This is a genomic window from Nocardioides sp. URHA0032 (assembly GCF_000620645.1).
Classification (GTDB): domain Bacteria; phylum Actinomycetota; class Actinomycetes; order Propionibacteriales; family Nocardioidaceae; genus Nocardioides.
In genome coordinates this window covers 234,433-255,218 of record NZ_JIAV01000020.1, presented here as the reverse complement: position 1 = coordinate 255,218, position 20,786 = coordinate 234,433, and the positions used below count along the sequence as shown (strand labels likewise).

General features: G+C 72.2%; 20 protein-coding genes. 6 read left to right on the top strand and 14 right to left on the bottom strand.

Going from position 1 to position 20,786, the window contains the following annotated elements; translation table 11 throughout:
• Positions 1-14 precede the first annotated feature (14 nt).
• Positions 15-491, bottom strand: a complete 477-nt coding sequence (nrdR, locus tag N538_RS0111690; RefSeq protein ID WP_028637463.1) for a transcriptional regulator NrdR — start codon at positions 489-491, stop codon at positions 15-17.
• A gap of 510 nt (positions 492-1,001) precedes the next feature.
• On the opposite strand from nrdR, the gene N538_RS25035 reads away from it, so the two are divergent.
• Positions 1,002-1,784 (top strand): SigB/SigF/SigG family RNA polymerase sigma factor, encoded by a 783-nt coding sequence (locus tag N538_RS25035; protein WP_036570190.1) that lies wholly within the window; start codon positions 1,002-1,004, stop codon positions 1,782-1,784.
• Between the two features lie 3 nt (positions 1,785-1,787).
• Here the strand turns inward: N538_RS25035 and N538_RS27410 are convergent, their stop codons facing one another.
• Positions 1,788-2,645 (bottom strand): ATP-binding protein, encoded by an 858-nt coding sequence (locus tag N538_RS27410; protein WP_051549207.1) that lies wholly within the window; start codon positions 2,643-2,645, stop codon positions 1,788-1,790.
• 46 nt (positions 2,646-2,691) lie between these two features.
• Between N538_RS27410 and N538_RS0111675 the strand changes: the two genes are divergently transcribed.
• Complete coding sequence (locus N538_RS0111675) at positions 2,692-3,045, top strand: hypothetical protein (protein ID WP_028637462.1); 354 nt, start codon at positions 2,692-2,694, stop codon at positions 3,043-3,045.
• Positions 3,046-3,052: 7 nt separating this feature from the next.
• On the opposite strand, the gene N538_RS0111670 is transcribed toward N538_RS0111675, so the two are convergent.
• Together N538_RS0111670 and N538_RS25025 are read right to left on the bottom strand one after the other, a co-directional pair.
• Positions 3,053-3,457 (bottom strand): hypothetical protein, encoded by a 405-nt coding sequence (locus N538_RS0111670; protein ID WP_028637461.1) that lies wholly within the window; start codon positions 3,455-3,457, stop codon positions 3,053-3,055.
• Between the two features lie 136 nt (positions 3,458-3,593).
• Positions 3,594-3,998, bottom strand: coding sequence for a LysM peptidoglycan-binding domain-containing protein (locus tag N538_RS25025; protein WP_051549206.1), 405 nt, complete (start codon positions 3,996-3,998; stop codon positions 3,594-3,596).
• Between the two features lie 261 nt (positions 3,999-4,259).
• On the opposite strand from N538_RS25025, the gene lexA reads away from it, so the two are divergent.
• From lexA to N538_RS0111650, 3 genes are all read left to right on the top strand, one after another.
• Positions 4,260-4,988 (top strand): transcriptional repressor LexA, encoded by a 729-nt coding sequence (gene lexA / locus N538_RS0111660; protein WP_028637460.1) that lies wholly within the window; start codon positions 4,260-4,262, stop codon positions 4,986-4,988.
• Positions 4,989-5,086: 98 nt separating this feature from the next.
• Positions 5,087-5,917, top strand: a complete 831-nt coding sequence (locus N538_RS25020; RefSeq protein ID WP_197025313.1) for a phosphatase PAP2 family protein — start codon at positions 5,087-5,089, stop codon at positions 5,915-5,917.
• 4 nt (positions 5,918-5,921) lie between these two features.
• Complete coding sequence (locus N538_RS0111650) at positions 5,922-7,412, top strand: MXAN_6640 family putative metalloprotease (protein WP_028637459.1); 1,491 nt, start codon at positions 5,922-5,924, stop codon at positions 7,410-7,412.
• On the opposite strand, the gene N538_RS0111645 is transcribed toward N538_RS0111650, so the two are convergent.
• From N538_RS0111645 to N538_RS0111600, 10 genes are all read right to left on the bottom strand, one after another.
• Positions 7,384-9,345, bottom strand: coding sequence for an ATP-dependent DNA helicase (locus N538_RS0111645; protein WP_028637458.1), 1,962 nt, complete (start codon positions 9,343-9,345; stop codon positions 7,384-7,386). The genes N538_RS0111650 and N538_RS0111645 overlap by 29 nt on opposite strands.
• Before the next feature lie 67 nt (positions 9,346-9,412).
• Positions 9,413-10,420 (bottom strand): sugar phosphate isomerase/epimerase family protein, encoded by a 1,008-nt coding sequence (locus N538_RS0111640; protein WP_028637457.1) that lies wholly within the window; start codon positions 10,418-10,420, stop codon positions 9,413-9,415.
• Between the two features lie 23 nt (positions 10,421-10,443).
• On the bottom strand, positions 10,444-11,610 hold the full coding sequence (xylA, locus tag N538_RS0111635) for a xylose isomerase (protein WP_028637456.1): 1,167 nt from the start codon (positions 11,608-11,610) through the stop codon (positions 10,444-10,446).
• Positions 11,607-12,794 (bottom strand): Gfo/Idh/MocA family protein, encoded by a 1,188-nt coding sequence (locus tag N538_RS0111630; RefSeq protein WP_028637455.1) that lies wholly within the window; start codon positions 12,792-12,794, stop codon positions 11,607-11,609. The genes xylA and N538_RS0111630 overlap by 4 nt, the downstream gene beginning before the upstream one ends.
• A gap of 67 nt (positions 12,795-12,861) precedes the next feature.
• Entirely contained in the window at positions 12,862-13,926 is a 1,065-nt protein-coding gene (locus N538_RS0111625) for a substrate-binding domain-containing protein (protein WP_028637454.1), read from the bottom strand.
• Positions 13,927-13,989: 63 nt separating this feature from the next.
• On the bottom strand, positions 13,990-15,030 hold the full coding sequence (locus N538_RS25015) for an ABC transporter permease (RefSeq protein WP_036570188.1): 1,041 nt from the start codon (positions 15,028-15,030) through the stop codon (positions 13,990-13,992).
• Positions 15,027-16,535: a sugar ABC transporter ATP-binding protein gene (locus tag N538_RS0111615; RefSeq protein ID WP_197025312.1), complete on the bottom strand. Its 1,509-nt coding sequence runs from the start codon at positions 16,533-16,535 to the stop codon at positions 15,027-15,029. The genes N538_RS25015 and N538_RS0111615 overlap by 4 nt, the downstream gene beginning before the upstream one ends.
• Positions 16,532-17,740, bottom strand: a complete 1,209-nt coding sequence (locus N538_RS25010; protein ID WP_051549204.1) for an ROK family transcriptional regulator — start codon at positions 17,738-17,740, stop codon at positions 16,532-16,534. The genes N538_RS0111615 and N538_RS25010 overlap by 4 nt, the downstream gene beginning before the upstream one ends.
• Before the next feature lie 157 nt (positions 17,741-17,897).
• Positions 17,898-19,088 (bottom strand): ROK family transcriptional regulator, encoded by a 1,191-nt coding sequence (locus tag N538_RS0111605; protein ID WP_028637452.1) that lies wholly within the window; start codon positions 19,086-19,088, stop codon positions 17,898-17,900.
• 9 nt (positions 19,089-19,097) lie between these two features.
• The gene (locus N538_RS0111600) at positions 19,098-19,814 is read right to left on the bottom strand and encodes an SGNH/GDSL hydrolase family protein (protein ID WP_028637451.1); all 717 of its coding nucleotides are present in this window, start codon (positions 19,812-19,814) and stop codon (positions 19,098-19,100) included.
• Between the two features lie 86 nt (positions 19,815-19,900).
• Between N538_RS0111600 and N538_RS0111595 the strand changes: the two genes are divergently transcribed.
• Entirely contained in the window at positions 19,901-20,785 is an 885-nt protein-coding gene (locus N538_RS0111595; protein WP_028637450.1) for an alpha/beta fold hydrolase, read from the top strand.
• Position 20,786 lies beyond the last annotated feature (1 nt).

The following is a 20,786-nucleotide window of genomic DNA, read 5'->3' as shown; positions in this document are numbered from 1 at the left end:
CCGGGCGGTCTGGGTCACCCGCTCGAGGCGGGTGCAGGGGCGAGGTCGCGCTCGGCCCTCAGGACGGCGATCTCGTCCTCGAAGTCGTCAGCGGACTCGAAGGCGCGGTAGACCGACGCGAACCGCAGGTAGGCGACCTCGTCGAGGCGGCGCAGCGGGCCGAGGATCGCCAGGCCCACCTCGTGGGCCGGGATCTCCGCCGTACCGGCGAGCCGCAGCGCGTCCTCGACCTCCTGGCCGAGGCAGGCCAGCCGGTCCTCGGTGACCGGGCGGCCCTTGCACGCCTTGCGGACGCCGGCGATGGCCTTGTCCCGGGTGAACGGCTCGGTGGCGCCCGAGCGCTTGAGCACGGTCATCTGCATCATCTCGACGGTCGTGAACCGGCGCTCGCAGGCCGAGCAGGTACGCCGGCGGCGGATCGAGCCGCCGTCCTCGGCGACGCGGGAGTCGAGGACCCGGGTGTCGGTGTTGCGGCAGTACGGACAGTGCATCCCGGTCCTCCTCTCTCGCTGGTTCGGTGTGGCTCGTCGGGTTGTGCTCGTCGCCGGTACCCGGGCGTGCCACGAAGACCCTCTGACGAGGGTGCGGCGTCTGTGGATATCGGGGGTCTCACTGTGTACAACAAGCAGTCAGGCTGTGGGCTTCCACCTCTGAGCTGTGCACTAGATGTGGATAACTACATTGTTGTAACTACTAGATGTTGGGGTAACCGTACGCCCGGACCCGGGGGTGCGCAAGCAGAACCGGAGAAGTTCCTGACGGAGGTCCGCCCGGTCCCGTAAAGCCGCAGGTCAGGCCCGCTTTCGGCGCCGGAAATCGGTCCGCGGAGAGGGCGTGTCGCGGCCCTGCTCCCGGCCTTGGCGAGCGGCTCCACCACGGGCCGCCGGGCTCCGGTCGCGAAGGTCCACCCGAACGGGTGGTTTCTGCCTCAACCAGATACGGAAGGTGTTCTGAGGCGGCCAGAACGGCCGCAGCACCACCGCATCAGAGAGGCTCCTTCGTTGACTGCGTCAGCTGTACTCACCGAGGCCCCCGAGAGTCGCTCCGAGGCCACCGCCCGCCTGATCGCCGACCGTGCCACCGCTGGCCCGGCCCGGCGCAGTGCCATCGAGGACGAGATCGTCCGCCTGAACATGCCGCTCGCTCGCGACCTGTCGCGCCGCTTCCGCGGCCGCGGCATCGCCGACGACGACCTCGAGCAGGTCGCGTACGTCGGCCTGGTCAAGGCCGTCCGCGGCTTCAAGCACGACCAGGGCAGCGAGTTCATCAGCTTCGCCGTCCCGACCATCCGCGGCGAGATCCGCCGGCACTTCCGCGACCTCGGCTGGACCGTGCGGCCGCCGCGGTCGATCCAGGAGACCCAGCAGAAGATCGCCGGCTGCGAGGGCGAGCTGTACCAGCAGCTGGGCCGCGCGCCCCGCCCGAGCGAGATCGCCGCGCACCTGGGCCTCGAGCTCGAGCAGGTCATCGACGCGCTCGGCGCCAACGGCTGCTTCGCACCGGCGTCCCTGGACACCCCGAGCATGGCCGACGGCGAGGAGACGGTGGGTGCCCGGCTGGGCGGCATCGACCCCGAGTTCGACCTGGCGGAGGCCCGTGCCACCCTCGCTCCCCTGCTGGCGAAGCTGTCGCGCCGCGAGCAGCTGATCGTGGAGATGCGGTTCTTCCGGGGCTGTACCCAGGCCGAGATCGGCGAGGAGATCGGCGTCAGCCAGATGCACGTCTCGCGGCTGCTGGCCCGCCTGGTCGCCCGGCTCCGCGCCGAGCTGACGGTCGCGGCCTAGGCATCACGCGAACGCCGGGGCGCCGACCTCGAGGGAGAACCACGACGTCGTCCCGGCGTCGTCGTGGTCGGCGCCCCACCGGTCGGCGAGCGCGGCGACGAGCTGGAGGCCGCGGCCGAACACCCGGAGCGGGTCCTCGTCGTCGACGAGCGCCACGCCCGTGTCGGCGCCGTGGTCGCGCACCTGCACGTCGAGCACGCCTGCGGCCAGGCTGACCGTCAGCACCGAGCCGGTCCCGGCATGGATCACGGCGTTCGTCACCAGCTCGGACACGCAGAGCTCGGCGGTGTCGGCGACGTCGCGCCTGACCTGCCACGCCGTCAGCAGGCCGCGCAGGAACTGCCGCGCGCGGCCCGCCGCCCGCGGGTCGTCCTCGAGCCGCAGGGTCGCGCGCTGGGTGAGGTCGTCATGGGCCACGGCCGAGCGGACCCGGCGTACCGACTCCGCGATCCGGTGCGCGACCGCATCGAGCAGCCCGCGCTGGGGGGCGTCGAACGCCTGCTCGACGTCGAAGTAGAGGACCACCCCGCCGATGGGTGAGTGCCGGCCGGGCAGCGGCAGCGCCGCGAGCGCGACCGTGCCGTCGGCCCGCTGCCGCTCGACGACGCCCGCGAACTGCGCGCGCAGCCCGTCCAGGTGGTCGAGGAGCGGTCGGCCGGTGCGCACCACGGTGGTCAGCGGTACGTCGTCGTAGGCGTCGATGTGGCACCACGCGCCGCCGTCGCTGGAGCGGAACCGCAGCCGGCGGCCGCCACCCTCGCTGAGCGCGATGGCGGCACGCCGCACGCCGGGGATGCCGACCAGCTCCCGCAGCGCGGCGCTCGCGACGGAGTCGACGGAGTCGACCGGGTCGTGCACCACCCCCCAAGGCTAAGACACCTCAGGCCCCATCGGGGAGGATGGCCTCGTGGCATCGGGGACGGGCAGCAAGCACGCGGGCTCGCGCCGCGGCGCGCGCCCGAAGCGCTCCTTCCAGCCGATGCTGCTCCTGCTCGCGCTCGGCATCACCGCGTGCATCGTCGCGTGGGGATACCTCGTGTACGCCGCGATCGACTTCGGCTCCACCGCCCGCGACGGCGACTCGGTCGCGTGGTGGTTCCTCGCGCTCGCATCCGTCGGCGCGGTCGCCTGCCTGTTCGTCGGGCTGATGCTCGTGGCGCGGGTGCTGCGCCGGCTCGGCATCACCCGCGGTCCCGAGCCGAGGATGACGGGCGAGCCGGAGGAGCCGCGCCCGATCGGCGGCCGACGGGCGGCGCGCTAGCGACCGGTCACCGGTCGGCGAGCCGGCGCACGAACTTCAACCCCGACCAGGTGTCGTCGATCGCGGCGACCTTCACGTCGACGAACCCCAGCCGCAGCCCGAGGTCGCGCACCAGGCCCTCGTCCAGGTCGCTCGCGATGCCGAGGGCCCGCTGCGCGGCCTTCTTCGGCCAGCACACCCAGACCATGCCGGCGGTGCTGGTGCGCTCGAGCAGGACCGGCAGCCGGCCCGCGAGGCCGGCCAGCGTGGTGTGGAAGGTCAGTGTCACGTCGGCCACGGCCGGGAGCCGGCGTACGACGTGCGCGCCGGGGACGTCGAGCGCCAGGTCGTCCGGCGCCCCGTCGAGGAACAGCGTGTGACCGGCGCGGATCCCGAGCTTGCGCTCCAGCGGAGTGCCCGAGTAGCCGGCCATGGCCCGACGGTAGGGCCTGCGCCGCGGACGCCGCGAGGGGCGGGACCACAGCGTGGTCCCGCCCCTCGTCTTCCCCGGTTTCGCCGGCCGGGGTCGAAGCGACCGGCGAAAGTCTGTGTCCAGCGTCAACCGGACCTCAGCCCAGCGGCACGACCAGCTTCTGGCCGGCGGAGACCATGCCCGAGTCGAGCGCGTTGAGCTTCTCGATCCTGTCCACCATCGCCCGCACGTCCCCGTCGTCGGCGAGGCCCGCCGCGATGTCCCAGAGGGTGTCGCCGGTGCCGACCAGGACGACCCTGGTGGGCTCGGGGGTGCCCGCCTCGCCGGTGCCCACGGCACCGGAGGCGAGCACGAGCCCGACGGCGAGGACCGCGAGCAGGGCGACGACGAGCACGACGAGGCGGCCCCGACGGGTCAGCCGCACGCTGCCGTGCCGGCCCGAGCTGGGCTGGAACGAGCTGGGCTGGAACGAGCTGGGCTGGGACGAGCTGGGCTGGAACGAGCTGGGGCGGAACGTGGGGGTTGCGGTCATCGTGCTCATCGAAGGCTCCTGGCTGGACGGCTGGGGGAAGTGGCCTGACACCAGTTCTAGAGGCGGCCACCGACAGTCCTCGCGGACCGGTCTGGACCGGACTCTCGATCAGGTGTTCGATCGAACGTGTGTACGACGGTAGAGCAGGTGTTCGAACGACACAAGCAGCGACACGAACATTTGTTCGAACGCTTTTCCGTCCGCACCTGGGCGACACGCCGTTCGAACAGATGTTTGAACCCGGACGGTCCGGAGGACTACCGTCAGGTCATGGCCACCCAGAAGAAGGCGTCTCCCACAGTCAGCGAGCTCCCCGACGGACCGCCGGACGCGACGGGCCTGACCCCGCGCCAGCAGCGCGTGCTCGCGCACATCAAGGACTGCATCGAGAAGCGCGGCTACCCGCCCTCGATGCGGGAGATCGGGGAGGCGGTCGGCCTGACCAGCTCCTCCAGCGTGGCCCACCAGCTGAAGGTGCTGGAGGAGAAGGGCTTCCTCAAGCGCGACCCGAACCGGCCCCGGGCGCTCGAGGTCTTCCTCCCCGAGGTGATGGCGGCTCGCCGCTCGATGTCGAGCGCGGAGGAGACCGCGTTCGACGAGACCGGGGTGGGCGACGCGGCCCCGGCGCCGGCGTACGTGCCCGTGGTCGGCCGGATCGCCGCGGGTGGCCCGATCCTGGCCGAGGAGCGCGTCGAGGACGTGTTCCCGCTACCGAAGCAGCTCGTCGGCGACGGGCAGCTGTTCCTGCTGGAGGTGAGCGGAGACTCGATGATCGACGCGGCCATCTGCAGCGGCGACTACGTCGTCATCCGGCAGCAGCCGACCGCGGAGAACGGCGAGATCGTGGCCGCGATGATCGACGGCGAGGCCACGGTCAAGACCTTCCAGCGCAAGGACGGAAATGTGTGGCTCCTGCCGCACAACGCCGCCTACGATCCTATTGACGGCACTCACGCCACTATTCTCGGTAAAGTGACAGCGGTGCTGCGCCGGGTCTGACACTCCGGACTAGACGGGGAAATACCTGAGCAGACCCTGGTGTTGATTCCGGGTAGTACCCGGATGCGGCGGGAGGATGCATGAACGACGCTGGTGCTGTGACGACGGCACCTGCGTACGCCCACCACCGGACGATTCCTCGGTGGATCCGGGCCATCCTCGAGCTCGTGCTGATCGTCGGGCTCTGGGCTCTCTACAGCCTGGCCCGGCTGCTCGCGGACACCAACATGGATCCCGCGCTGCACCGCGCCAACGAGCTGCTCCACCTCGAGACCCTGATGGGCATCCGGTGGGAGGGTCCGCTCAACCAGCTCTTCACCGACTACCGGTTGGTCGGGCTGGTCGGCAGCTACTGGTACGCCACCCTCCACTACGTCGTCACCGGCGCGGTCCTGATCTGGCTGTGGCGCCTCGGCGCGGACCGCTACGGCCCGGCCCGCCGCGCCCTCGTGATCGGCACGCTGCTCGGCCTGCTCGCCTACATCTCGATGCCGACCGCTCCCCCGCGCTTCCTGGCCGGGTACGTCGACGTGCTGAGCCTGCACTCCGCCGACGGCTGGTGGGGCGCCGACGCCTCCGCACCGCGCGGACTTGGCGGGCTCACCAACGAGCTCGCGGCGTTCCCCTCGCTGCACGCCGGCTGGTCGCTGTGGGTCGCGCTCGCGCTGCAGATCTACGCGACGCGCTACTGGGTGCGCGCGCTGGGCTGGCTGTACGCGCTCGGCACCGCGATCGTGATCGTCGGCACCGGCAACCACTGGGTGATCGACGCGGTCGTCGGCTGGATGGTCATCCTGGTCGGGTGGGCACTCGCCGAGGCGATCGGCCGGATCCCGCTGCACCGGCGCTGGCAACGACCACCCGCCGGCGAGCCCGTCGAGCTCGAGCACGCCTCCGTTGGGGATTCTCAGGCACGTGCGGTTGAGTAGGCGAGTGCTCCGACGCCCCCTCGCCGTCCTGGTCGCCGCCACGCTCCCCCTCCTCCCCCTGGTCGCCGCCCCGGCGTACGCCGGTGAGCCCGACCCGGTCGCTCCGGTCCACCGGCTGCTGAGCAGCCCGCTCGCCGCACGGGCGCTCGCGGCGGCGGAGCACCCGGACGGCAGCCGTGACCAGACCCTGGTACTGCGCGACCTGCGGACCCACCGCGACGAGCTCGGCGCGACCGACCGGGCCCGGGCCGACGCGCTGCTGCAGCGGCCCGGCGGCGGCCAGTCCGAGTGCTTCACGACCGTCTGCGTGCACTGGTACTCCTCCGGCCCCGAGCGCTCGACCCAGACCTACGTCGACAAGGTCGCCCGCACCGCCCAGTCGGTGCTGAAGGCGTACGCCGCCGCCGGCTACCGCGCGCCCGAGCCGGACGGCAGCCTGGGCGGGAACGCGCTGCTCGACATCTACCTCGCGGACCTCGGCAGCCAGGGGCTGTACGGCTACTGCGACAGTGACCGCACGCCGACGGACCCGGGCCCGTACGACGCGCCGGCGTACTGCGCCTTCGACAACGACTACGCCGAGTTCCCGAGCCACACGCCGCTGGAGAACCTCCAGGTGACCGCGGCGCACGAGCTCTTCCACGCCGTCCAGTTCGCGTACGACTACGACGAGGACGCGTGGTTCATGGAGGCGACGGCGACCTGGGCCGAGGACGAGCTCTACGACGGCGTCAACGACAACCTCCAGTACCTCGCCGAGAGCCCGCTGTCGCAGCCGGCCAGCTCGATGGACCACTTCGAGGACTACGGCGTGCGGCAGTACGGCGACTGGATCTTCTTCCGCTACCTCACCGAGCGCTACGCGAACGCCGAGGGCGGGCTCCCGACGATCATCCGCGACATGTGGGGGCTGGCCGACGGCGCCAAGGGCGGGCCGAACCAGTACTCGATCCAGGCCGTCTCGGGCGCCCTCGGCGACCGCGGCACCAGCCTCCGCGCCGTGTGGGCCGACTTCGCCGACGCGAACCGCCGGCCGGGGACGTCGTACGACGAGGGCCGCGCGAACCACTACCCGACGGGCAACCTCGGCGGCCGGGTCGCCCTCACCGGCAGCGCCCGCGACTCCGGCTGGAAGACCCGGCGCGTCGACCACCTCGCGGCGAGCACGGTGCGGTTCAGTCGCGCGCCCGGGATGCGGGCCAGCTCGCTGAGGCTCAGCCTCGACCTGCCCGCGACCACCCGGGGCTCCGGTGCGGTGGCGACCGTCTACCGCACCTCCGGCCGGCCGACCACGGGGCCGATCCGGCTCGACGCGGCCGGCAACGCCACCACCAGCGTCGACTTCGGCCACGGCGTCAAGTACGTCGAGGTGACCCTCGCGAACGCCGGCACCGACTACGACTGCTGGCGGCGTACGGACACCGGCTACTCCTGCCGGGGCAAGCCGCTCGACGACGACCTGCCGCTCAGGGTGCGGGCGAAGGCGCTGCGCTGAGGTCCAGGGCGGTGGCCGAGAGCCGCGCCAGCGCCTGACGGGCGACGCCCGGGTCGGTCGTCGTCCACATCGGCGGCAGGCTGGCCTTGAGGAACCCGCCGTACCGCGCGGTCGCGAGCCGCGGGTCCAGGACGGCGACCACACCGCGGTCGGTGTGGGTCCGGATCAGCCGGCCCGAGCCCTGCGCGAGCAGCAGCGCGGCGTGCGTCGCGGCGACCTGCATGAAGCCGTTGCCGCCGGCGTCGTCCGCGGCCTTCTGGCGCGCGCTGAGCAGCGGGTCGTCCGGGCGCGGGAACGGGATCCGGTCGATGAGCACCAGCTGGCAGGTGTCGCCCGGGACGTCCAGGCCCTGCCAGAGCGACAGGGTGCCGAACAGGCAGGTGTGCGGGTCGCCGACGAACTGCGCCGCGAGCTCGGGCAGCTGCGCGTCGCCCTGCGCGAGCGTGGTCAGGTGCGGCAGCCGCTCGCGGACGACCACCGCCGCCGCCTCGGCCGCGCGCCGGCTCGAGAACAGGCCGAGGGTGCGGCCGTTCGCCGAGTCCACGAGGTCGACGATCTCGTCGAGCTGGGCGGCGCCGAGGCCGTCGCGCCCCGGCGGCGGCAGGTGCCGGGCGACGTACAGGATCGCCTGCCGGCCGTAGTCGAACGGGCTGCCGACGTCGAGGCCGCGCCACGGCATCTCCTGGTCGTCCGGCCGCAGCCCGAAGCTGGTCGCCACGGTGCCGAAGTCACCGCCGAGCCGCAGCGTCGCGGAGGTGAACACCACGGTCTTGTCGGTCAGCAGCTTCTGCCGCATCGGCCCCCAGACCTGGAGCGGCGCGACGCAGAGCCGCGGCGGCATCCGCTCGGTGCCCTCGCTCATCCAGAGCACGTCGGAGTCGAGGTCGGCGGCCATCCGCTCGGCGGTCGCGAACACCTCCTGCACGGCGCCCTTGGCCTGCTGCCTGCCGGCGTCGGCGTCGTCGCTGCCCTTGGGGTAGGCCGACAGGCACGCGCGGGCCGCGTCGCGGACCAGCACCAACGCGTCGCCGAGGTCCTGGGGGATCCGGTCGAACCGGCCCGGACGCACTTCGTTGATCGCCTGGCGGAGCGCGTCCGCCGCGTCCGCGAGGTCGTCTGCCTCGGAGCCGTCGACGTGCCGCTGGCTGCGCCGGGCCGCCCTCTCGACCTCGGCGGCCCACAGCTCGTCGGTCGCCGCCTGGGTCACCCGGCTGGTCAGCTCGTGCGCCTCGTCGATCACCACGACGTCGTACTCGGGGATCATCGGCACGCCCTCGATCGCGTCGATCGCGAGCAGGCTGTGGTTGGTGACGACCAGGTGGGAGCGGTGCGCCTTCTCCTTGGCGCGCTCGGCGAAGCACTCCTGGCCGAACGGGCACTTCGCGGCACCGAGGCACTCGCGGTGGTTGACGCTGACCTGGCGCCACTCCTTGTCGGTGTGCCGCGGGGCGTTGTCGCGCTCGCCGCTGCCGCCGCCCTCGGACTCCTGCTCGGCCCACGACCGCAGCTCGAGGACCTTCTTGCCGAGCGAGCCCTCGGGCAGCTCGACCAGCGCGCCCTGGTCGTCGGGCACGCCCTCGCGGATCCGGTGCAGGCAGGCGTAGTTGGAGCGGCCCTTGAGCACGGCGTACGACGTGTCGACGCCACTCTCACTGACCGCCTCGACCAGCCGCGGCAGGTCCCGCTCCACGAGCTGGTGCTGCAGGGCGAGCGTCGCGGTCGCGACCACCACCCGGTCGCCGTGCAGCAGGCTCGGGACCAGGTAGGCGAGTGACTTGCCGGTGCCGGTGCCGGCCTGGACGAGCAGGTGCTCGCCCTTCTTCATCGCGTCGGCCACGGCCTCGGCCATCGCCACCTGTCCCGCGCGCTCCTGGCCGCCGAGCGCCGCCACCGCGGTGCTCAGCAGCTCGGTCACGGACGGCGTCTCAGGCACCCGGAAACCCTAGCCGCGCCCGTGGACAGGGCGGCGGCGCCATCCCCAGCCACCGGTGGGCGGGCGGTCAGTCCTTCGTCGAGAACGCTGCGTCGAAGGCGGCCTCGGGGGCGTCGAAGGCGAGCCGGCGGACGAACTCGAGCGCCTCGGGAGCACCGACGAGGCGGTCCATGCCGGCGTCCTCCCACTCGACCGAGATCGGCCCGTCGTACCCGATGGTGTTGAGCATCCGGAAGCACTGCTCCCACGGGACGTCGCCGTGCCCGGTGGACACGAAGTCCCAGCCGCGGCGCGGGTCGGCCCACGGCAGGTGCGAGCCGAGGCGGCCGTTGCGGCCGTTGCCGGTCTGCCGCTTCGCGTCCTTGCAGTCGACGTGGTAGATCCGGTCCTGGAAGTCCCAGAGGAAGCCGACCGGGTCGAGGTCCTGCCACACGAAGTGCGAGGGGTCCCAGTTCAGGCCGAACGCCTCCCGGTGCCCGATCGCCTCCATGGCGGCCTTGGTGGTCCAGTAGTCGTAGGCGATCTCGGAGGGGTGGACCTCGTGGGCGAACCGCACCCCGCACTCGTCGAAGACGTCGAGGATCGGGTTCCACCGGTCCGCGAAGTCCCGGTAGCCCGCGGCCACCATCTCCTCGGTGGCCGGCGGGAACATCGCGACGTACTTCCAGATCGAGGACCCGGTGAACCCGATGACGGTCTTGACCCCCAGCCGCTGCGCTGCGCGTGCCGTCATCTTCATCTCCTCGGCCGCCCGCTGCCGGACGCCCTCGGGATCGCCGTCGCCCCACACCTTCGCCGACAGGATCGCCTCGTGCCGTGCGTCGATCGGGTCGTCGCAGACCGCCTGGCCCTTGAGGTGGTTGGAGATCGCGTAGACGCTCAGCCCGTACTTCTCCAGCAGGTCGAGCTTGCCCTGCACGTAGCCGTCGTCCTCGGCGGCCTGCCAGGGGTCCAGGTGGTCGCCCCAGCAGGCGATCTCGAGCCCGTCGTACCCCCACTCGGCGGCCAGCCGGGCGACCTCCTCGAACGGCAGGTCGGCCCACTGGCCCGTGAACAGCGTGATCGGTCGTGGCATCTGACTCTCCTTCGGTGACGGGCTCAGCGCACGCCGAGCAGGTGCTCCATCGCGAGCTGGTCGAGGGCTTCCATGGCGACACTGCGGCCGCGCAGCGTCTCCAGGTCGTACGTCGCGTTGCGGACGTCGTCGAGCGACTCCCCGGCCGCGACCGTCGGGATCTCGAGCTCACCGACACCGGCCGCCTCCAGCGCCGCGGTGACCTCCGGGTCGGCGCGGAACGCCTGCACCTTGTCGCGCAGGATCAGGTAGTTGCGCATGCAGGCCCGCGCGGACTCCCAGACCCCGTCCATCGCCTCGGCCCGCGGGGGCTTGTAGTCGAAGTGCACGTAGCCGTCGTAGCGCCGGTCGGTGCCGGCGCCGAGCATGGCGTCGACGGTCCAGAACGCCCCGCGCAGGTTGCCCGCACCGAAGCGGAGGTCCTGGTCGAATCGGGGCCCGTGCTGGCCGTTGAGGTCGATGTGGAACAGCTTGCCGTGCCACAGCGCCTGGCTGATGCCGTGCGCGAAGTTCAGCCCCGCCATCTCCTCGTGGCCGACCTCGGGGTTGAGGCCCACCATCTCGGGGTGGTCGAGCTCGGAGATCAGTGCGATCGCGTGTCCGATGCTCGGCAGCAGGATGTCGCCGCGCGGCTCGTTCGGCTTCGGCTCGAGCGCGAACCGCATCGAGTAGCCCTGCTCCTTGACGTACGCGCAGACGATGTTGAGCGCGTCGCGGAACCGGTCCATCGCGGCCGGCACGTTCTTGCTGCCCCCGTGCTCGGCGCCCTCGCGGCCACCCCACATCACGAACGTCTCGGCGCCCAGCGAGGCGGCGAGGTCGATGTTGCGCAGCACCTTGGCCAGCGCGTAGCGGCGCACCTCGCGGTTGTTGGCCGTGATCGCGCCCTCCTTGAACACCGGGTCGGAGAACGTGTTGGTGGTGACCATCTCGACGCGGAGGCCGGTGTCGGCGAGCGCCTTCTGGAACCGGTCGAGCGTGGCCTCGCGGGTGCTGTCGTCCGGCAGCAGGTCGTCGTCGTGGAAGGTCACCGCGGCCGCGCCGAGCTCGGCGAGCCGGTACGTCGCCTCCACCGGGTCGAGCAGCTCGCGGGACGCGGGGCCGAACACGTCCACGCCCTGCCAGCCCACGGTCCAGAGTCCGAAGCTGAACTTGTCGTCGGGGGTCGGGTCGTAGGTCGCCGAAGTCATTGCTGGGGGATCTCCTGCCAGGTGCGGGTGTCTGAGCTGGTCTCGACCGCGGCCAGCACGCGCTGGACCTGCAGGCCGTCGGCGAACGACGGGGCGGGGTCTCCGCCCGCCGCGATCGCCTCCACCAGGTCGACGACCTGGTGGGTGAAGCCGTGTTCGTAGCCGAGCCCGTGACCCGGCGGCCACCAGGCGGCGACGTACGGGTGCCCGGGATCGGTGGCCAGGATGCGCCGGAACGCGGCGACCTCGGAGTCCTCGCGGGCGTCGAAGTACTCCAGGACGTTCATGTCCTCGAAGTCGAAGGCCAGGCTCCCGAGCGAGCCGTTGACCTCGAGGCGGATGGCGTTCTTCCGGCCGGTCGCGAAGCGGGTCGCCTCGAAGACGCCCATCGCCCCCGAGCGGAACGTCGCGAGGAACGTCGCCGCGTCGTCGACGGTGACCGGGCCGCGCTCGGTGGCGGCACCTCCGCCGCCCAGGCCGCCCGCGGTGTCGCCGGCCGGGTACGGCCGCTCCTTGACGAAGGTCTCGAGCCGCGCGGTGACCTCGGCGACCGGGTCGCCGGTGACGTACTGCGCGAGGTCGATGACGTGCGCCCCGATGTCACCGAGGGCGCCGGAGCCGGCTCTCGCCTTGTCGAGCCGCCAGGAAAGCGGGGCGTCCGGGTCGGCGATCCAGTCCTGGAGGTACTGCGCGCGGACGTGCCGGACCTCGCCGATCCGGCCCTCCTCGACCATCCGGCGGGCGAGCGCGATGGCGGGCACGCGGCGGTAGGTGAAGCCGACCATGGTCCGTACGCCGTGGGCGTGCGCCTCCTGGGCGGCCGCGGTCATCTGCTCGGCCTCGGCGACGGTGTTCGCGAGTGGCTTCTCACAGAGCACGTGCTTGCCGGCGCGGAGCGCGGCGATCGCGATCTCGGCGTGGGTGTCGCCCGGCGTGCAGACGTCGACCAGGTCGATGTCGTCGCGGGCGATGACCGCGCGCCAGTCGGTGGAGCTCTCGGCCCAGCCGAGCCGGGTGGCCGCCTCGGCGGCCCGGTCGGCGTCGCGGCCGACCACCACGGCCATCTCGGGCCGGAGCGGGAGGTCGAAGAAGTGCGGCGCCGTGCGCCACGCCTGCGAGTGGGCGTTGCCCATGAACGCGTGGCCCACCATGGCGACGCGCAGGGGCTTGCTCGGGTCAGTCATGCGAGCTCCCGGGAGAGAGGGTGGTGCCCGCCCCCGGGACGGAGTCCCGGGGCGGGCACGCTGTCGGTCAGGACTCGAACGCGGATCCGATGAACTGGTCGACGTTGTCCGCCGTCACCACGGGGGCGTACAGCTGGACCTTGCGCGGGACCTCGACCTCGACCAGGTCCGACATGGACTTGCCCTGCACGAGGAGGCGGGCCAGCTTGACGCCGTCGGCGGCCTGGGTCGACGGGTAGATGACCGTCGCCTTGAGGACGCTGTCGCCGCTCTTGATGGCCTCCATCGCGTTCTTGGAGCCGGCGCCACCGATCATCGTGAACTCGTCGCGGCCGGCGTTGTCGATCGCGGCGAGGACGCCGACGCCCTGGTCGTCGTCGTGGTTCCACAGGTAGTCGATCTTCGGTGCGGCCTGCAGGAGCTGCTCGGCGGCGTCCGACCCGCCCTCGACGGTGAAGTCGGCGGCGACGCGGTTGTCGACGTCGAGACCGCACTCGGCGAGCGCGTCCTTGAAGCCCTGGCTGCGGTCCTGCGTCAGCGGCAGCGAGTCGATGCCGGCGATCTCGGCGACGATCGCGTCCTTGTTGCCGTCGGCCTGGTCGCAGATGTAGGAGCCCGCCGAGACGCCCATGCCGTAGTTGTCACCGAGGATCGTGACGCGCGCGGCGTTCGGGTCGTCGAACTCGCGGTCGACGTTGATGACCGGGATGCCCGCCTTCATGGCCTTCAGGGCCACCGGGGTCATCGCCGCGCCGTCGAACGGCAGCAGCACGATCGCGTCAACCTTGTCGTTGATGAACGTCTCGACCTGGCTGATCTGCAGGTTGACGTCATTGGTCCCCTCGGCGACGCGGAGCTCGACGTCGTCGTACTTCGCGGCCTCCTTCTTGGCGGACTCGGTGATCGAGCCCATCCAGCCGTGGTCGGCGGCCGGGGCGGAGAAGCCGATGACGACCTTGTCGCCGCTCTCGTCGTTCGAGCCGGTCGCGGCAGACGTGCCGCCGGAGGTGTCGGCGGTGTCGCCGCCGCCGTCGCTGTTGCTGGTGCAGCCGGCCAGGGCGAGGACCGCGATGCCGGCGACCAGGCCGGCGGCGACCTTCCTGGACTTTCGGGTGGTGGACCGCAGGGACATGGTGGTGCTCCTTGTTTCGTGCAGAGGAGTGGTGCCGAGGTGGTGGGGTGTGCGGGCGTGCTGCTAGGTGCTGCTCCGAGACGCCAGGCGCTGCTGGAGCAGCACGGCGGCGACGATGATGGCTCCCTTGAGGAGCGACTGCTCCGAGAAGGAGCGGTTGTTGAGCGTGAAGATGATCGAGAGCGTCGAGAAGATCAGGACGCCGAGGACGGTGCCGACGATGGTGCCGCGACCGCCGGTGAGCAGCGTCCCGCCGATGACGACCGCCGCGATCGCGTCGAGCTCGTAGCCGGTGCCGTGCGTCGAGCTGCCGGTCGTGGTCTTGGCGACCAGCATCAGGGCGGCGATGCCGCAGCAGACGCCGATCAGCACGTAGAGGTAGACGGTGTGCCGCCTGACGTTGATGCCGGCGAGGCGGGCGGCCTCGGGGTTGCCGCCGACCGCGACGGTCCGCCGACCGAAGGTCGTGCGGTTGAGCAGGACCCACCCGGCGACCGCGACGAGCGCGAACAGCCAGATCTGCACGTCGACGCCGAGGATGTCCGCGGTGAAGAAGTCCTTGAACCCCTTGACGTCGATGCCGTTCGCACCGAGGATCTGGGTCTTCTTGTCGCTGATGATCTCCGCGAGACCGCGAGCGCTGGCGAGCATCGCGAGCGTGGCGATGAACGCCACGACGTTCCCGTAGGCGATCAGGATCCCGTTGACCAGTCCGCAGCCGGCCCCGACGAGCAACGCGACCGCGACCATCCAGAGCCAGTGCGTGTCCTCGGCCAGCTGCTGGGTGGCGATGGTGGTGCACCAGACCGACGACAGCGCGACGATCGCGCCGACGGAGAGGTCGATGCCGCCGCCGATGATCACGAAGGTCATGCCGATGCTGACCACGCCGGTCGTGGCGGCGAGCCGCAGGATGGTCAGCGCGTTGTCGGTGGAGGTGAAGCGGTCGCCTGCGGTCGCCGCCCCGACGATGCAGACGATCAGGAGCGCGATCACGAGGCCGGAGTTGCGTCCGACGCTGCTGTTCATCACCGCACGGAAGCGGCTCTCCTCGCGGCTCGTCTCTAGCGCGGCGCGCTCGACGCGGACACTGTCCTGGCTCATGCCGGAACCTTTCCTTCCATGACGAGGTCGAGGACTTCTGCCTCGTCGATCGCGGTGGCGGCGGACTCGTGGACGACCACGCCCTCCCGGACGACGAGGACCCGGTCCGCCAGGCCGAGCACCTCCTCGATCTCGCTGGACACGACCACGACGGCGACGCCGCGGTCGGCCAGCGACCGGATGAGCTGGTAGATCTCGGAACGCGCGCCGACGTCGACGCCGCGGGTGGGCTCGTCGAGCAGCAGCACCCGGCAGTCGCGCATCAGCCACCGGGCGAGCACGACCTTCTGCTGGTTGCCGCCCGACAGCGTGCGGACCGCCCGGGTCACCCCGTCCGGGCGTACGTCGAGACTGCTGGTCAGCTCCTGCGACTGGCGCCGCTCCTCACCCCGGTCCAGGAACCCGAGGCGGGCGAAGCGGCTCATCGAGGAGACCGTGATGTTGGCGTACACGGCCTGGTCGAGCAGCAGGCCCTGGCTCTTGCGCTCCTCGGGGGCGAGCCCGACGCCGGCCCTGACCGCGGCGGCGACGGAGCCGCGGCGCAGCCGCTTCCCGTCGACGGTGACGGTGCCGCCGGTGGCCCGGCGGGCGCCGTACACGGTCTCGATGATCTCGGAGCGCCCGGCGCCGACGAGCCCGGCGAACCCCACGATCTCGCCGGCGTGCACGGTGAGGTCGACCCCCGTGAACACGCCGGCGAGAGCGAGGTCCCGGACCTCCAGGACGGCGGCACCACGGTCGAGTGCGGTGTCGGGCCGGGGCGGGAAGACGTACTCGATGGAGCGGCCGGTCATCAGCCTGATCAGCTCCGCGGTCGGGGTCTCCTGGACTGCGAGCCCGGTGGCGACGGTGCGGCCGTCCTTGAGGACGGTGATCCGGTCGCCGATCTGACGGATCTCCTCGAGCCGGTGGGAGATGTAGATGACGGCCACGCCGTCCCTGGTGAGGTCGTGGATGACGCGGAACAGGTTCTCGACCTCGCCCTGGTCGAGGACCGCGGACGGCTCGTCGAGGATCAGCAGCCGGGTGTCCCGCGACAGCGCCCTGGCCATGCTGACGATCTGCTGCTTCGCCGGGGACAGGTCGCCGACGACGCGGGTCGGCGAGATCTCCGGATGGCCGAGCCGGTCCAGCAGCTCGCGGGCCTGCTGGTGCGCCCGGCCGCGCTGGGTGAAGCCGCCGACCGACACCTCGTGGCCGAGGAAGATGTTCTCGGCGACGTCGAGGTGCGGCACCAGGTCGAGCTCCTGGTAGATCGTGCCCACACCGCGCTCGATCGCCTTGGCGGGCGTGGACAGCGGCGCCGGCTCGCCCTCCCAGGTGATGGTGCCGGCGTCGGGCTGGTGGAAGCCCGAGAGCACCTTGATCAGCGTCGACTTGCCGGCGCCGTTCTGCCCGAGCAGGCAGTGCACCTCCCCGGCGCGGACGTCGAGGTCGACGCCGTCGAGGGCACGGACCCCGGGGAACTCCTTGACGATCCCCGTCATCTGCAGCAGGACACTCATCGCGCTCCTCCCAGGAGTACGTCGGGCCGCGGGGCCACGGTGGTCGGGTCGTCGAAGACGGACTCGAGGGCCTCGGTCGCGCCACCGCGCACCGCGGCGGTGAAGCCGAGCGTCGAGAACTCCACCCGGGTGCCGCCGCCCTGCGGTGCCAGCACGCCGGCGAGGAGCTGCTCCTGGATCGCGGGGCGCATGTGGTGGCCGATCTCGGCGAAGTAGCCGCTGAGCACGATCGCCGCGGGGTTGAGCGCGTTGGTCAGCATCGCGGCGCCGATGCCGACCCAGCTGCCGACCTGGTCGAGCGCGGCCAGGGTGCGGTTGTCGCCGAGGTCGGCTCGCCGGTTGATCTCCGCGAGCCGCTCGTCGAGCGCGAGCGCGGGGTCCCGGATCGGGTCGTCAGGGTCGGCGGCGGCGTCGAGCAGCGGCCGGAGCGCGGCGACGGTCTCCCAGCAGCCGACCCGGCCGCAGCCGCAGCGGCGACCGCCGGGCTCGACGATCATGTGGCCGAACTCGCCGGCGTACCCCTGGTGGCCGCGCAGCAGCCGGCCGCCGGCGACGATGCCGCCGCCCATGCCGACCTCGCCGAAGATCACCAGGATGTCCTGGCGGGACGCGTCGCCCGGGACGGCCTCGGCGACCGCCGCGAGGTTGGCCTCGTTCTCGATGGTGACCGGGTACGCCGCGCCGAGGCGGCCGCGGAGCTCCGCGCCGACCGGGACGTCCTTCCAGCCCAGGTTGGGGCCGACCGTCAGCACCTCGTGGGTGCGGTCGAGCAGCCCGGCGACGCCGACCACGCAGCCGACGGTCTGCCCGCCCCCGGCACGGACGTCGGCGTCGGTCTGCTCGACCAGCTCGGCGAGCAGGTCCAGCACCGCCGAGACGGCGAGCCTGGTGGAGTCGATCGGGGCCCGGTGCTCGGCGACGACGTCACCGGCGAGGTCGAGCGCCATGGTGGCGACGTGGTTCACGTTGATCTCGGCGCCGATGCCGCAGACCCGGTGGCCGTCGAGCTCCACGGCAGTGCCCGGGCGGCCCAGGCCACCGCGCTCGACGCCGGCCGCGCGGACCAGGCCGAGCTCCTCGAGCTCCCCGACCAGTGCCGAGGCCGAGGACCGGGTCAGGCCGAGGTCGGTGGCGAGCCGCGCCCGGGAGCGGGGGCCGCCGTCGCGCAGCTGCCGCAGGACGAGGGAGAGCTTGGTGCTGCGCACCGGCGACCTCCCTCGTGACGACCGTCACCCCGTTTGTTGTGACGTCGCACAAAGTAGGCGCCCGGACCGAGGATCTGCAAGGGGTTCAGGCGAAAGAATCCACACTGCTGCGCAAACTTTTGAAAGTTACCTGCGAAAGTCTGCTGGTGAGGCGCCGCTACGGGGAGTAGACGGACTCGCTGATGAGCCGGGCCGCGCCGATCACGCCGCCCTCGTCGCCGAGCTCGGAGAGCACGATCGGCAGGTTGCCGGTCGCCAGCGGCAGCGACCGCCGGTAGGTGACACCCCGGATCTCGGCCAGCAGCGCGTGCCCGAGGCCGGTGACCCGGCCGCCGATCACGATCAGGCCCGGGTTGAAGAACGACACCAGCCCGGCGAGCACCTCGCCGATGTGCCGGCCGCTGTCGCGGATCAGCTGGACCGCCTGGGCATCGCCCTGCGAGACCGCGATGCCGACGTCGGCGGCGGTCAGCTCGCTCCGCTCCTCCAGCAGCGCCGCCAGCGCGGGCGAGCGGCCGCTGCGTGCGGCGGCCGTGGCGTCCCGGGCGAGCGCGGCGCCGCCCGAGAACGCCTCCAGGCATCCGGAGTTGCCGCACGCGCAGGTCGGCCCGAACTCCTCGACCCGGATGTGACCGATGTCGCCGGCGCAGCCGTTCACGCCGCGGTAGAGCTCACCGTCGATGACGATGCCGCACCCGATGCCGGTGCCGATCTTCACGAACAGGAAGTCCTGCGCGCCCTTGGCCACGCCCGCGTGCTGCTCCCCCACGGCCAGCACGTTCACGTCGTTGTCGAGCACGACCGGGCAGCCGAGCTCCCGCGAGACCGCGTCCCGGACCGGGTAGCCGTCCCAGCCGGGCATGATCGGCGGCGACACCGAGACGCCGCGGTGGAAGTCGACCGGGCCCGGTACGCCGATCCCGGCGCCCATCGGCTTGTCGACCCCGACCTCGTGCAGGACCTCACGGACCAGTGCCAGGGCGACGGCGAGCACCGCCTCGGGGCCCTGCCGGATGTCGCAGGCCTTGAAACGGGTGGCGAGCACGGACAGCCGGCCGTCGGTCACGCCGACGGACAGGCCGGTCGCGCCGATCGAGATGCCGACGAAGCGGATCTCCTGCGACAGGTCGACCAGCGTCGAGCGCCGGCCACCCCGGGACGCGGCCGGTCCGGCCTCCTGGGCGAGCCCCATCTCGGCCAGCCGGGCGACCTCGGCGGCGACGGTGGTCCGGGACACCTGGAGGCGGTCGGCGAGCTGGGCCTTCGACAGCGGGCCCTCGTCGCGCAGCTGGACGAGGATGCGGGCCTGGATCGCGTTCTCCGCGCGGCCCGCGAGGGATAGACGCACGGCGCGATCCTAGGCCGTGAGCGCAGCGAGCTCCCCCGCGACGAAGTCGCCGAACTGCTCGTGGCCCGCGGGCGTGAGGTGCAGCCGGTCGTCGAGGTAGGGCAGCGTGAGGCCCGACGTACGCACGTAGCCGACGCCGTGCGACGCCGCCAGCCGGGCCAGCAGCGCGTCGACGCGCGGCACCTCGGTGGCGCGGGACGGCGCGCTCGCCGGCCCGACGATGACCACCCGGTCGCCCTTCAGCTCGCCCATCAGGCGGTCGAACCCGGCGCGGATGTCGGCGTTCGGGACGTCGTAGTCGTTGAGCCCGCCCTCGACGACGACCAGGTCGGCCCCGCCCCGGAGCGCGGCCGGGGCCCGGTCGGCGAAGGAGACGTCGCGGCAGTCGCCGGCCTGCTCGCTGAAGCCGGAGCCCGAGAAGCCGGCCACGTGCACGGAGCCGGGCAGCCAGGACGGCCAGGAGGACGCGATCCGGTCCAGGCCGAGGCCGGCCGACCACGAGTCGCCGATCACGACCACCCGCTGGCCGGAGCCGGTGACAGCCGCGGCCCGGGCCAGCGAGTCGGACTCGAAGCGGTCACACCGGTCGCCGTCGGCGCCGGCCCGGTCCGCGACGTGCACGACCAGGATCGAGGCGAGGACGAACGCCACCAGCGCGGCGACCGTGACGGTGCGTCGACGTGCTGACCAGTGCGGGCTCGGCCCCGCGACCCCCCGGAGGACCACGAGAGCAATGGTGCGGCCGCGCCGGCCGCGGCGTCGGCGTTGTTGCCAACCCGTGACCTCGGCGCACGAAATGTGAGGCTGGGGCAATGAGCGAGCGCCTGCAGGTACCCGGTCCCGACGGTCGCAGCATCGAGGTGCTGGTGGCAGGTGACCCCGGCGGGTTCCCGCTGCTGTTCCACGGCGGCTCGCCGTCCGCGGTCGCGGAGTTCGACCTGTTCGACCGGACCTGCCACGACCTCGGGCTGCGGTTCGTGACCTACTCGCGGCCCGGGTACGGCGCCTCGACGCCGCGCCCGGCGGCGGGGGCGTACGTCGACGACGTCGAGGAGTCGACCGTCGTGCTGGACCACCTCGGCATCGGCGAGTTCCTGACGGCCGGGTGGTCGGGCGGCGGCCCCCGCGCGCTGGCCTGCGCCGCGCTGCTGCCCCAGCGGTGCCGGGCCGCGGCGTCGATCGCGGGCGTGGCGCCGTACCACGGCGAGGGCCTCGACTGGTTCGACGGCATGGCGGGGGAGAACCACGACGAGTACCACGCGGCCGAGCAGGGCCGGGAGGTCTACGAGCGGTACCTGCTCGAGAACTTCCTGCCGATCCTGCAGGCCTCGGCCGACGAGCTCGCCGAGGCGATGGGTGGCCTGGTCACACCGGTCGACCAGGCGGCGATGACGCCGGCGTTCACCGACTGGATGGCCCGGCTCTTCCACCACGCCGGCGCGCAGGGTGTCACCGGTGTGCGGGACGACGGCATCGCGGCGGTCGCGCCCTGGGGCTTCGACCTCGCGGACATCCGGGTGCCGGTGGCGATCTGGCAGGGGCGTCAGGACGCGATGGTGCCGTTCGCGCACGGCGAGTGGCTCGCCGCGCACGTCCCCGGCGCGGAGGCCCACCTGTTCGAGGACCAGGGCCACCTGTCGGTGCTCCTTCGCTTCGACGACGTCCTGGTCGACCTCAAGCGTCTCGGCGGACGCTGAA